The organism is Bacillus sp. HMA207, from assembly GCF_003402455.1.
In the GTDB taxonomy this organism is placed as follows: domain Bacteria; phylum Bacillota; class Bacilli; order Bacillales; family Bacillaceae_G; genus Bacillus_A; species Bacillus_A cereus.
Window position 1 is genome coordinate 1,133,652 of the sequence record NZ_BEZT01000001.1, and the last position, 12,694, is coordinate 1,146,345.

The following is a 12,694-nucleotide window of genomic DNA, read 5'->3' on the forward strand; positions in this document are numbered from 1 at the left end:
ATTTTAATGTGAGTGTATAGAATGTGTAAAGATTCTGTAAATAATCAATTATTTGTAAAAATATGTGATATATTTCTTCATGTTTATGAAAGGTTATTTTATAACAATGAAAAATGGAGGCATTAATATGTTGAAAAAAGTTTTTGCAATGAGCACAACAGTTGTACTAGCAGCGGGATTATTAAGTGGCTGTGGAACGAAGGAATCAAGTGCAAGTAAAAATGAAGATACGAAAAAAGGGTATGTACCGAAGACTTTAAATGTTCAATTTGTTCCTTCTCAAAATGCAGATACGTTAGAGGCGAAGGCAAAACCGCTTGAGAAGCTATTAAGTGATAAGTTAAATATTCCAGTAAAAGTTAGTATTTCAACGAACTACAATACAATTGTAGAAGCGATGGCATCTAAACAAGTAGATGTAGGATTTTTACCGCCAACAGCGTACGTATTAGCACATGAAAAGAAGGCTGCAAATGTAATTTTACAAGCACAACGTTTTGGAGTAGAGGATGAAACAGGAGCTCCTACAAAAGATTTAGTAGATTATTATAAATCTGAGTTTGTTGTTAAAAAAGACTCTAATATAAATAGTGTAAAAGATTTAAAAGGTAAAAAGATTGGTTATCAAGATGTAACATCATCAGCAGGGTATGTATGGCCTGCAGCTGTTCTATTAAAAGAGGGAATTGATCCGTTAAAAGATGTGAAACCTGTTACATTAAAAGGTCACGATCAGTCGCTTATTGCTCTTTTAAATGGTGACGTAGATGCAGCTGTTGTATTCCAAGATGCTCGTAATATTGTAAAAAAAGATTATCCGAATATATTCGAGCAAACGAAAATAGTGAAATTTACGGAGAAAATTCCAAACGATACGATTTCGGTACGTTCTGATTTAGATGAAGAGTGGAGCAAGAAATTACAGGATGCTTTCATTGAAATTGGAAAAAATGAGGAAGGTCACAAAATCATTAAAGAAGTATATTCACATGAAGGATATGTTAAATCTGATGATAGTAAATTTGACATCGTTCGTGAATATGGGAAGAAAGTAAAAACGCAATAATACATATGGAAATGGCAGCTAGCTGAAAGGGAATGTTTTCAGTTAGTTTGCCGTTTTGAATACATAGAAGGTAGGTAAGATGTGTGATAGAATTTCGAAATGTCTCCAAAGTGTATCCAAATGGTACAAAAGGATTGAATAATATAAACTTGAAAATTCAAAAAGGTGAGTTTGTTGTAATGGTAGGGCTGTCCGGAGCTGGAAAGTCTACACTTCTAAAATCGGTAAATCGTCTTCATGAGATTACAGAAGGCGAAATCATGATTGAATGTGAGTCTATTACTGCTGCAAAAGGAAAAGATTTACGACGTATGCGCCGGGATATTGGTATGATTTTTCAAAGTTTTAACCTTGTAAAGCGATCAACAGTATTGAAGAATGTATTAGCTGGCCGTGTTGGATATCATTCGACATTGCGTACAACGTTAGGTTTGTTTCCGAAAGAGGATGTGGAGCTCGCATTTCAAGCGTTAAAAAGAGTGAATATTTTAGAAAAAGCATATGCACGTGCTGATGAATTATCAGGAGGACAACAACAACGTGTATCGATAGCTAGAGCATTGGCGCAAGAAGCAAAAATCATATTGGCAGATGAACCTGTTGCGTCGTTAGATCCGCTAACAACAAAGCAAGTATTAGATGATTTAAAGAAAATTAATGAAGATTTTGGAATTACAACAATTGTAAACTTACATTCTATTGCTTTAGCTAGGCAATATGCGACGCGTATTATTGGATTACATGCAGGCGAAATTGTTTTTGATGGTTTAGTAGAAGCAGCAACGGATGAAAAGTTTGCTGAAATTTATGGTGACGTAGCACAGAAAAGTGAATTGTTAGAGGTGGCAGTTAAATGAATGATGTGACGATATATTCGAAGTCGATACCGAAGCCGCCGAGTAAGTTAAAACATATGTTAACGTTTATTCTATTCATTTTACTGTTGTGGGGAAGTAGTATACAGGTCGACGCATCATTTTCAAAGCTAGTAGTTGGTTTTCCTAATATAATGGATTTGTTAAAAGAAATGGTGCCGCCAGATTGGAGTTATTTTCAAGTTATTACAACAGCAATGTTAGATACAATACGTATGGCGATTATTGGGACGACTTTAGGAGCGATTTTAGCTATTCCACTTGCACTGTTTGCGGCAAGTAATGTGTTTACTAGTACATTTTTATACAGTCCAGCTCGATTGATTTTAAATTTTATTCGAACGATACCAGATTTATTATTAGCGGCAATTTTCGTAGCTATTTTTGGAATAGGACCACTTCCGGGTATTTTAGCTCTTACTTTTTTCTCAATTGGGCTCGTGGCGAAATTGTTGTATGAATCAATTGAATCAATTGACCCTGGCCCACTAGAAGCGATGACAGCTGTAGGGGCTAATAAGGTGCAATGGATTGTTTATGGAGTCATTCCACAAGTAAAAGCACACTTTGTTTCCTATGTACTATATACATTTGAGGTGAATGTACGGGCAGCGGCTGTCCTAGGTTTAGTAGGAGCAGGTGGTATTGGACTATATTATGATCGTACACTTGGATTTTTACAATATCAACAAACTGCATCTATTATCATCTATACTCTTGTTGTTGTATTGGTAATTGATTATGTAAGTACATTGTTGCGGGAGAAATTATAATGAGTAAAACGACGATAATCGTACCAAAACCGAAGAAACCGAGTGTGTATCGCTCGTTTATTTTTATAGCACTTACATTTGTTTATATATGGGCTTTTTCAGGAGTACCGCTAGAGGGAATAAAGGAAACGGCGGGAGAAATTACAAAAGCAATTATGACAGGGATATTGAGTCCAGACTGGTCGTATGTATCTTTGCCAGATGGTGAAGATTTATTACATGGATTAATTGATACGTTGGCAATTGCGATATTAGGTACATTTATTTCTGCATTTTTATCTGTTCCGTTTGCCTTTTGGGCGGCAACGAATATGAGTAGTGGAAAATTAACTTCAGGATCTGGGAAAATTGTACTTAGTTTTGTTCGTACGTTTCCTGAATTAGTTATGGCTCTTTTATTTATAAAAGCTGTTGGTCCAGGCTCTTTTGCAGGAGTATTAGCCTTAGGATTGCATTCTATTGGAATGTTAGGAAAACTATATTCAGAAGGAATTGAAAACATAGATAAAGGACCGACGGAAGCGTTACTAGCAACAGGAGCAAATCGTTTTCAAATACTTTGGTATGCGGTGTTACCGCAAGTGTTACCAGATTTTCTATCGTATACGTTATACAGATTTGAAATTAATGTACGATCCGCTGCAATTTTAGGGGTTATTGGAGCAGGAGGGATTGGTACACCTTTAATTTTTGCGCTGAGTTCACGGAATTGGTCTCGTGTTGGTATTATTTTATTAGGTATTATTTTAATGGTAATTATAATTGATTTGATTTCAAGCTCGATTCGGAAACGGATTGTTTAACTTATTTGAAAAGCATCGAAGTTAGATGCTTTTTTATGTTTTTAAAAACTTATTTAAAAAAGTAAGTATAGAAGGAATTTGTATAAATATACAGATAATTCCCTTTCTTTTTAAAATAAAAATAATGAAAAAGTATGTCATATTGAATGCCCATACATTCCCGGAAACATTGATTTTTTTATAAAAAATCAAAAAAATATCAACATATTTGTCGATACATGTTGTATAATCTTGCGTGGGAAGCTATCATATAAATGTATAAAACGTTTACTAATATAAGCGAAGGGAAGAATAGCATGTCACATTCAATCGAACAACTTTCTATCAACACGATTCGCACATTATCCATCGATGCGATTGAAAAAGCAAACTCTGGTCACCCAGGAATGCCAATGGGTGCAGCACCAATGGCTTATACATTATGGACTCAATTTATGAAACACAATCCAAATAACCCAACGTGGTTTAACCGTGATCGTTTCGTATTATCTGCAGGTCATGGTTCAATGTTATTATACAGTCTACTTCACCTATCTGGTTATGATGTAACAATGGATGACTTAAAGAACTTCCGTCAATGGGGAAGCAAAACTCCAGGACATCCTGAGTACGGTCATACAGCTGGTGTAGATGCAACGACTGGTCCACTTGGACAAGGTATTGCAACTGCTGTAGGTATGGCAATGGCTGAAAGACATTTAGCTGCTAAATATAACCGTGATGCGTATAATGTAGTAGATCATTATACATACGCTATTTGTGGTGATGGAGATTTAATGGAGGGCGTTTCTGCTGAAGCATCTTCATTAGCTGCTCATTTACAATTAGGTCGTCTTGTTGTGCTTTACGATTCAAACGATATTTCATTAGATGGCGATTTAAATCGTTCATTCTCTGAAAGTGTAGAAGATCGTTACAAAGCATACGGATGGCAAGTAATCCGTGTTGAGGATGGAAACGATATTGAAGCAATCGCGAAAGCAATTGAAGAAGCGAAAGCTGACGAAAAACGCCCAACGCTAATTGAAGTAAGAACGACAATTGGTTTCGGTTCTCCAAACAAATCAGGAAAATCAGCTTCACATGGTTCTCCACTTGGTGTAGAAGAAACAAAATTAACGAAAGAAGCATATGCTTGGACTGCTGAGCAAGACTTCCACGTAGCAGAAGAAGTATATGACAACTTCCGTAAAACAGTACAAGATGTTGGTGAAACTGCGCAAGCTGAGTGGAACACGATGCTAGGTGAATATGCACAAGCATACCCAGAATTAGCAAACGAATTCCAAGCAGCAATGAACGGTCAACTTCCAGAAGGTTGGGAGCAAAACTTACCGACTTATGAATTAGGATCAAAAGCAGCAACTCGTAATTCTTCTGGTGCTGTAATTAATGCAATTGCAGAGTCTGTACCATCATTCTTCGGTGGATCTGCTGACCTTGCTGGTTCTAACAAAACATACATGAATAACGAAAAAGACTTTACAAGAGATGATTACAGCGGTAAAAACATTTGGTACGGTGTACGTGAGTTCGCAATGGGTGCAGCAATGAACGGTATTGCACTACATGGTGGTTTAAAAACTTACGGTGGTACGTTCTTCGTATTCTCTGATTACTTACGTCCAGCAATTCGCCTTGCAGCATTAATGCAATTGCCAGTAACGTATGTATTCACACATGACAGTATCGCTGTTGGTGAAGATGGTCCAACACATGAACCAATCGAGCAATTAGCAGCGCTTCGTGCAATGCCAAACGTTTCTGTTATTCGTCCTGCTGATGGTAACGAATCTGTTGCAGCTTGGAGACTAGCTTTAGAATCTACAAACAAACCAACTGCTTTAGTATTAACTCGTCAAGACCTTCCAACATTAGAAGGTGCAAAAGATGATACGTATGAAAAAGTAGCAAAAGGTGCATATGTAGTTTCTGCAAGCAAGAAAGAAACGGCTGATGTAATCTTACTTGCAACTGGATCTGAAGTAAGCCTAGCTGTTGAAGCTCAAAAAGCATTAGCAGTAGACGGCGTTGACGCAGCTGTTGTCAGCATGCCATCTATGGATCGCTTCGAAGCTCAAACTGCAGAGTACAAAGAATCTGTATTACCAAAAGCAGTAACAAAACGTTTCGCAATCGAAATGGGTGCTACATTCGGATGGCACCGTTACGTAGGTCTTGAAGGAGATGTGTTAGGTATCGATACATTCGGTGCTTCTGCTCCTGGTGAGAAGATTATGGAAGAGTATGGATTTACTGTAGAGAACGTTGTTCGTAAAGTAAAAGAAATGCTTTAATGATTTCAGAAAAATCTCTCCGGCATGGAGAGGTTTTTCTATGTAAATGAGTTTTTTCGACAGAAAAAGTTTTTTATCTCTCCGCAGTCAGACAATCATTGCAAATTTTCTTATATATAATGAAGAGAAAAGGTTGTCCAGATTGGGAGTGGAAAAATGAAAACGTATGAATTGTATTTAATTCAAGAGGATATTGCGAAAGCTTATTTTGGTCGTGAATATTTGTTTTTTGATTTATTTGCTCGATTTTCAGAATCTGGGTCCCTTTCGGAGAAAAAAGTGTTATATAAGCAAATGATGTATATAACGATGCCATTGCAAGTAATGAAAATTCATCATAAATTAGAACAAGCTTTGCGCGTTCTTGGTAAATATGATAGAACACATCATACACATACACTTTATACGGGAGCGGAGTACGGCGAAATAATGGTGAAACCGCACTATATTCGTATGAATACCTCTGGAAATGTCTCTATGGAAACGACGTTCTTTGAGGTGTTAAGAAAGTGTGAATTAACATTTTTAGCTATGGATTATGAAAATACAAAGTACGGATGGCTGAATCCTCTAAAACAAGTACGAACATATGTGTAAAAAATGTCGAATTGTATCTTGTCTTATTGAAAAGGTTTTAGTACACTGTAAGGTAGACAACATGAAGGAGGAAAATATATGCCAATTTGGTTAGGTATTCTAGTGGGCGTAGTAGCACTAGTAGCAGGCGTGGCGTTAGGATTTTTCATTGCCCGCAAATACATGATGAATTACTTACAAAAAAATCCACCAATTAATGAACAAATGTTAAAAATGATGATGATGCAAATGGGACAAAAACCTTCCCAAAAGAAAATCAATCAAATGATGAGCGCAATGAACAAGCAACAAATGAAATAAGCGCTAAAAGACACTCGCTAAGAGTGTCTTTCTTTTTGTTAGTTATAGTTTTTAAAACTTTTAAAAATTCTGTATTTTTGGTAAACTGAAAACATCGCTCATTTTAAGGGAGGAGGAAAAAAATGAAAGTGTTTATGAATTTAGCATGGTTTTTTAAACAAGAAAAACGAGCGTACATAACTGGAATTATTTTATTGTTTGGCGTTGCACTTTTAGAACTTGTAGCACCAAAAGTAATTGGAATCGTTGTAGATGAAATTAATGATGGAACATTGACGACCGATAAGTTACTAAAATGGGTTGTACTATTAGTAATTGTAGGTATTACGATGTACATATTACGTTACATATGGCGTATTATGATTTTCGGGTCTTCATTAAAATTAGCTCGCCAATTACGAAAAAATTTGTATGAACATTTTACAAAGATGAGTCCATCTTTCTATCAGTCAAATCGAACAGGTGATTTAATGGCACATGCGACCAATGATATTCAAGCGATCCAGCAAACTGCTGGAGCAGGTGTTTTGACGCTTGTTGACTCATTAGCTGTCGGAGGATGTGTACTCGTAGCGATGGGTTTTACAATTAGTTGGAAGTTAACATTATTAAGTTTAATTCCAATGCCGATTGTAGCTATTTCGACAAATTATTATGGAACTTTATTACATAAAAGGTTTCATAAAGCACAGCAATCGTTTTCGGAAATCAATGATAAAGTGCAAGAGAGTATGAGTGGAATGAAAGTGATTCGCTCGCTTGGACAAGAGAAAGAAGATTTACAGGCGTTTCGAAGAAAATCAGAAGATGTTGTACATAAAAATGTGTTAGTTGCACGTATTGATTCGTTATTTGATCCGACAATCTCTCTTATCGTTGGATTTTCTTTTTTAATCGCAGTATGTTACGGATCAGTATTAGTTGTAAGAGGTGAATTAACAGTAGGTGATCTCGTTACATTTACGACATATTTAGGTACCCTCGTTTGGCCAATGTTAGCGTTTGGATGGTTATTCAATATTATGGAGCGTGGGCGTGCTTCATATGACCGTGTAGAAAAAATTCTTTCACAAAAATCAGATGTAGTAAATAGCGAAAATGCTGTACATACAATAGCGAGCGGTAATGTTTCGTTTGCCGTTGATTCATTTTCGTATAAGAAAAATGAATTGTTACATTTAAACGATATTCACTTTGATTTGAAGAAGGGCGAAACGCTAGGAGTTGTAGGACGTACAGGCGCAGGGAAAACGACTTTATTAAAATGTTTAATCCGTGAGTATGATCATTTTAATGGTGAATTAAAAATTGGGGAGCGAGATATTCGAGATATAACACTTCATGGTGTCCGTTCTGCCATTTCATACGTGCCGCAAGATCATTTTTTATTTTCAGCAAGTATTGGTGAGAATATTGCCTTTGGAAAGGCGGATGCTACATATAATGAAATTACCAAAGCTGCAGAGATTGCTTGTATTCATAATGACATCCTCCAATTTTCAGAAGGATATGAAACAGTAGTAGGGGAAAGAGGTGTTTCGTTATCTGGTGGTCAAAAACAGCGAATCTCTATTGCTCGTGCTTTATTAACAAATGCTGAAATTTTAATTTTGGATGATTGTTTATCAGCGGTAGATGCAAAAACAGAAGAGACGATTTTAAGTGCCTTAAAGAGGGAGAGAGCAGGGAAAACGACGATTATTACTGCACACCGATTAAGTGCAATTCAGCATGCCAATCTTATTCTTGTTGTTGATGAAGGTAGAATTGTACAAAGAGGTACACATGAGGAATTAATGAAGGAAAACGGCTGGTATAAGGAAATGTATGAAAGCCAGCAATTAGAAGCTTTAGTCGAGAAAGGAGGCGTATGATGGTAGAGAAGAAGCGAAGTGATTTAAGTAGATTGCTTTCCTATATGAAGCCATATAAAGGGTTACTATCTTTAGCATTTATCTTTTTAGTTGGTACGACAGTAACGGAAATGATGGGTCCTTTTTTAATTAAACAATTCCTCGATGAACACCTAGTACCGCGGGATTTTGAACGATCAGCGCTCGTTACTTTATTTGTAATTTACATAGTTGCTCATTTATTAAAAGTACTATTTACGTATTTAAATCTATTGTACTTTCAGAACATTGCTTTTAAGATTGTTCAAGATATGCGAGTTGAAGTATATGAACATGTTCAAAAGCTGTCATTAAGTTTCTTTGATCGTACGCCGATTGGTACACTTGTATCGCGTATAACAAATGATACGGAAGCGATTAAAGATTTTTATGTCAGTGTATTATCAACATTTGTAAAAAATGTAGTCTTTTTAGTAGGTATTTTAGTAGCGATGTTTTTATTAGATGTAAAATTAGCGCTATTTTCTCTCGTATTAATTCCGATAATGTTTGCGATTATGGTATTATATCGCCGGAAAAGTGCAGCTTTTTATTTAGAAGTACGTAATCAACTAAGCGTGTTAAATGCAAAGTTGAACGAGTCCATACAAGGAATGAATATTGTTCAAGTGTTCAGACAAGAAAAACGTATGAGAAAAGAGTTTGAAGAAGTGAATAATAAACATTATAGTGCAGGGCGACGTACTTTGAAGTTAGACGCATTACTTTTACGACCAGCTACGGATTTAGTACATATTGTAGCTATTGCGTTAGTACTAGGTTTATTTGGGATTGATGCTTTAAAGAGTCCTGTTGAAGTAGGAGTTTTATATGCTTTTGTTAACTATATACATCGTTTCTTCCAACCTGTAAATGAGATGATGATGAAATTGTCCTTCTTCCAACAGGCACTTGTTTCGTCATCACGTGTATTTCATTTAATGGACGAGAAAGATTTAGCACCGGTTCAAAAAGGCAATGAGAATCCTCAAATCGTGGATGGAGATATTGAATTTAAAAATGTTACTTTTTCATATGATGGAAAGCGTGACGTTTTAAAAAATGTATCATTTCACGTGAAACAAGGGCAAACGGTTGCTTTTGTTGGGCATACTGGTAGCGGAAAAAGTACGATTATGAATTTGTTAATGCGATTTTATAATATTAAGTCAGGAAATATTGTAATAGACGGTGTAGATTTAGAAAAATTTGAAGAACGAGAAATTAGAAAGAAAATAGGACTCGTATTGCAAGATGCATTTTTATTTGCTGGAAATGTAAAGCAAAATATTCGTATGTATAATGAAGAAATTACGGATGAAGAAGTAAAAGAAGCTGCTCGATTTGTGCAAGCGAATACGTTTATTGAAAAGTTACCAAAACAGTATGAAACAGAAGTAGTAGAAAGAGGTGCAGCATTTTCAAGCGGTCAACGACAATTAATTGCTTTTGCTAGAACGATAGCAACGAATCCGAAAGTATTAGTATTAGATGAAGCAACAGCTAATATCGATACAGAAACAGAAGAGGCTATTCAAACAGCGTTGCAACAAATGCGAAAAGGTAGAACGACGATAGCCATTGCGCATAGGTTATCTACAATTCAAGATGCGGATCAAATTTTTGTGATGCATGATGGAGAGATAATAGAGAGAGGGACACATCAAGAATTATTAAGTGAGCAAGGTTTGTATTATAATATGTATTTGCTACAAAATAAAGTGAGTTTGCAAAAGGCCTTGTAATACAAGGTCTTTTTTATTTTGTATACAAAATATGTTTACTCTTTGTTTCTATAGCATAAATGTCGTGTCCTCTTATGAAACTTGTACATATTGTATGTATACGAAGTAAAAAAATGATAGGAGATTTTATATGCAAAACAGATCAAGTTCAAATGTTACGTTTATTGATGTGTCTCATTGGGAAGGGAATATTGATTGGAATGCAGTGAAGGCATCTGGAATTCCAGCAGCGTATGCAAAAGCGACAGAAGGTGTAAACTACATTGATCCTACTTTTACTAAGAATGTACAAGCAGCACGAAATGCGAATGTATTAATTGGTGCATACCATTTTGCACGCCCAGAACAAAATGATGCAATTTCAGAGGCAAAATATTTTGTGAGTATATTACAAAATAACCAGACAGACTTAATGCCAGTTCTGGATTTAGAATCACCAACAGATCCGAGTAACAGTAATTTAACTGGTAACGCTATATCGAATTGGGCAAGAAGCTTCATAAATTATGTGAAACAGGCTACTGGAAAAGATGTAATGTTATATACAGGAGTTTGGTATATTAATGAGTTCGGAATTAGCGGATTAAGTGATATACCGCTTTGGATTGCTAAATACTCGAGTACACCGCCTGCTGATGCTGGTGGATGGACAGCGTGGACAGCGTGGCAGTACACAGATTCTGGACAAATTTCAGGCGTAGGAAATTGTGATGTATCAGCTGCAGTTTCATTAGAAGCTTTAAAAGGGAATGGAGCAAGTGGTGGAGGTAATGTTTCCCCGCCTAATAATGCAACTCCAGTGTACGGGGTTGCTATAATTAATGGAGATCATGTGAATTTGAGAAGTGGACCATCTTTGCAGTCTAGTGTAATTCGCCAATTGAATCGTGGCGAAACATATGAAGTTTGGGGAGAACAAGATGGATGGCTTTGTTTAGGGACAAATCAGTGGGTATATAATGATCCGAGTTATATTCAGTATAAACATTATGTGGCGACTATTACTGGTGATAATGTAAATTTGCGTGATGCTCCATCATTAAATGGAAATGTTATAAGACAGTTACATCATGGTGAATCGTATCGAGTATGGAGCAAGCAAGATGGATGGCTTTGCTTAGGGACAAATCAATGGATATACTACGATCCAAGTTATATTCAGTATGGTGTACAATAGAGTGAAAATAAAAGGTGCCCCGTCAGAGGTGCCTTTTATTAAAAATATACAACTTTTACAAAGTCTATATCGAAACCATAGTATACTATAATAGATATATTTATAAAAAAATAATCGAAAATGAAATAAAGGGGTAAAAATATGAATTATGTGCTAATAGGTGCGGTTTTAATATTATTAGCTGTAGTATTTGTGCTGTTTTATAAAAATAAACAGTTAGAATCAGAGAGTCAGCAAGTAGAATTTGAAAAGAAACAAGCGATTGAAACGTATAAAAATGAAATTGCAGCTACGGTGATAGAGCATAAAGAACAACAAAATAATTTAAAAAATATGGAACAGAAAAAATACAATGATTTACAAGTAAGTGCAAATAGAGAAATTGAAAATATGCGTATGATGAAAAATCAATTAGCTGTGCAGCATAGTAAAGAACGTAGTGAAATGCAAAATAAACATAATAACGAAATACATATGTTTCAAAAACTAATTGCAAATCTACGAGAATATACTAAAAACGGCGCTGAAATGAATACGTACGAAACATTACATTATATGAAACGAGGATTCATAGAGCAAGGCACCATATTAGATGCTGAAATTCAAATCATGCCGAATGTTTTTATTAAAAATAATAGTGAAATAAACGATAATCGAATCCATCATCTCATCTTGTGCAAAACTGGTATTTATCTACTTGAGACGAAAGAATGGGAAGAGAAATTAATTCATGGTTTAACGAAAGAAAATGCGGGTATATATTCATTTATGATTGATGAAATGGGTAAGTATCAACAAGAAGTTGAAAAAGAAGAGACATTTGAATATATAGTAGGTAAAGATTCGTCAACTATACAAGTGAAAAATGAAGGGAATCCAGTATATAGGGCGAAGAAACTATCTCAAATTTTATACAGTGGTTTGAAAGAAATGCAGGCTAATAGTATAAAAGAAAAAGTAAAACCAGTTGTATATTTTTATAATAAAAATGGAAAAGAAATAGTAGACCTTTCTAGTGAGGAAACACCTAGATTAAAAGATCGGGAGCAAATTGTAACGTTCTTTAGAAATGAAATATTAGCAGGGGAAGTAGTATATACAGTGCAAGAATTAGAACAGATTCAAGAAATGATTAGCCGGATGAATTATATAGTGAGTTAAAAGGGGAG

The 12,694-nt window shown here is 35.5% G+C and carries 11 protein-coding genes; all 11 read left to right on the plus strand.

The window, feature by feature from the left end:
• Positions 1–127: 127 nt before the first annotated feature.
• Positions 128–1,066, plus strand: coding sequence for a phosphate/phosphite/phosphonate ABC transporter substrate-binding protein (locus HMAS_RS06115; RefSeq protein WP_000915065.1), 939 nt, complete (start codon positions 128–130; stop codon positions 1,064–1,066).
• 83 nt (positions 1,067–1,149) lie between these two features.
• On the plus strand, positions 1,150–1,923 hold the full coding sequence (gene phnC, locus HMAS_RS06120) for a phosphonate ABC transporter ATP-binding protein (RefSeq protein ID WP_000569245.1): 774 nt from the start codon (positions 1,150–1,152) through the stop codon (positions 1,921–1,923).
• A complete protein-coding gene (gene phnE / locus HMAS_RS06125; RefSeq protein ID WP_001000763.1) occupies positions 1,920–2,714 on the plus strand; it encodes a phosphonate ABC transporter, permease protein PhnE in 795 nt (264 codons plus the stop codon). The genes phnC and phnE (HMAS_RS06125) overlap by 4 nt, the downstream gene beginning before the upstream one ends.
• Positions 2,714–3,517: a phosphonate ABC transporter, permease protein PhnE gene (phnE, locus tag HMAS_RS06130; RefSeq protein WP_000047893.1), complete on the plus strand. Its 804-nt coding sequence runs from the start codon at positions 2,714–2,716 to the stop codon at positions 3,515–3,517. Before phnE (HMAS_RS06125) ends, phnE (HMAS_RS06130) begins: the two co-directional genes overlap by 1 nt.
• 296 nt (positions 3,518–3,813) lie before the next feature.
• Positions 3,814–5,814, plus strand: coding sequence for a transketolase (gene tkt, locus HMAS_RS06135; protein WP_000019766.1), 2,001 nt, complete (start codon positions 3,814–3,816; stop codon positions 5,812–5,814).
• A 156-nt stretch (positions 5,815–5,970) separates the two neighbouring features.
• Positions 5,971–6,411: a sporulation inhibitor of replication protein SirA gene (gene sirA / locus HMAS_RS06140; protein WP_000860645.1), complete on the plus strand. Its 441-nt coding sequence runs from the start codon at positions 5,971–5,973 to the stop codon at positions 6,409–6,411.
• Positions 6,412–6,489: 78 nt separating this feature from the next.
• Positions 6,490–6,711, plus strand: coding sequence for a YneF family protein (locus tag HMAS_RS06145; protein ID WP_001123317.1), 222 nt, complete (start codon positions 6,490–6,492; stop codon positions 6,709–6,711).
• 122 nt (positions 6,712–6,833) lie between these two features.
• Positions 6,834–8,585 (plus strand): ABC transporter ATP-binding protein, encoded by a 1,752-nt coding sequence (locus HMAS_RS06150; protein WP_006920021.1) that lies wholly within the window; start codon positions 6,834–6,836, stop codon positions 8,583–8,585.
• Positions 8,585–10,348 (plus strand): ABC transporter ATP-binding protein, encoded by a 1,764-nt coding sequence (locus HMAS_RS06155; RefSeq protein WP_046392953.1) that lies wholly within the window; start codon positions 8,585–8,587, stop codon positions 10,346–10,348. The genes HMAS_RS06150 and HMAS_RS06155 overlap by 1 nt, the downstream gene beginning before the upstream one ends.
• A gap of 130 nt (positions 10,349–10,478) precedes the next feature.
• Complete coding sequence (locus HMAS_RS06160) at positions 10,479–11,525, plus strand: GH25 family lysozyme (protein ID WP_044306944.1); 1,047 nt, start codon at positions 10,479–10,481, stop codon at positions 11,523–11,525.
• Between the two features lie 141 nt (positions 11,526–11,666).
• Positions 11,667–12,686 carry an NERD domain-containing protein gene (locus HMAS_RS06165; protein WP_001110280.1) on the plus strand — a complete coding sequence of 340 codons (1,020 nt, stop codon included), beginning with the start codon at positions 11,667–11,669 and terminating at the stop codon, positions 12,684–12,686.
• The last annotated feature ends 8 nt before the right edge of the window (positions 12,687–12,694 follow it).

Excerpts from the sequence above, each read along its gene's own strand:
- HMAS_RS06165 (WP_001110280.1), top strand. The coding sequence starts at position 11,667 with ATGAATTATGTGCTAATAGGTGCGGTTTTAATATTATTAGCTGTAGTA.
- tkt (WP_000019766.1), top strand. The coding sequence starts at position 3,814 with ATGTCACATTCAATCGAACAACTTTCTATCAACACGATTCGCACATTA.
- phnE (WP_000047893.1), top strand. The coding sequence starts at position 2,714 with ATGAGTAAAACGACGATAATCGTACCAAAACCGAAGAAACCGAGTGTG.
- HMAS_RS06160 (WP_044306944.1), top strand. The coding sequence starts at position 10,479 with ATGCAAAACAGATCAAGTTCAAATGTTACGTTTATTGATGTGTCTCAT.
- HMAS_RS06145 (WP_001123317.1), top strand. The coding sequence starts at position 6,490 with ATGCCAATTTGGTTAGGTATTCTAGTGGGCGTAGTAGCACTAGTAGCA.
- sirA (WP_000860645.1), top strand. The coding sequence starts at position 5,971 with ATGAAAACGTATGAATTGTATTTAATTCAAGAGGATATTGCGAAAGCT.
- HMAS_RS06155 (WP_046392953.1), top strand. The coding sequence starts at position 8,585 with ATGGTAGAGAAGAAGCGAAGTGATTTAAGTAGATTGCTTTCCTATATG.
- phnE (WP_001000763.1), top strand. The coding sequence starts at position 1,920 with ATGAATGATGTGACGATATATTCGAAGTCGATACCGAAGCCGCCGAGT.
- HMAS_RS06150 (WP_006920021.1), top strand. The coding sequence starts at position 6,834 with ATGAAAGTGTTTATGAATTTAGCATGGTTTTTTAAACAAGAAAAACGA.
- HMAS_RS06115 (WP_000915065.1), top strand. The coding sequence starts at position 128 with ATGTTGAAAAAAGTTTTTGCAATGAGCACAACAGTTGTACTAGCAGCG.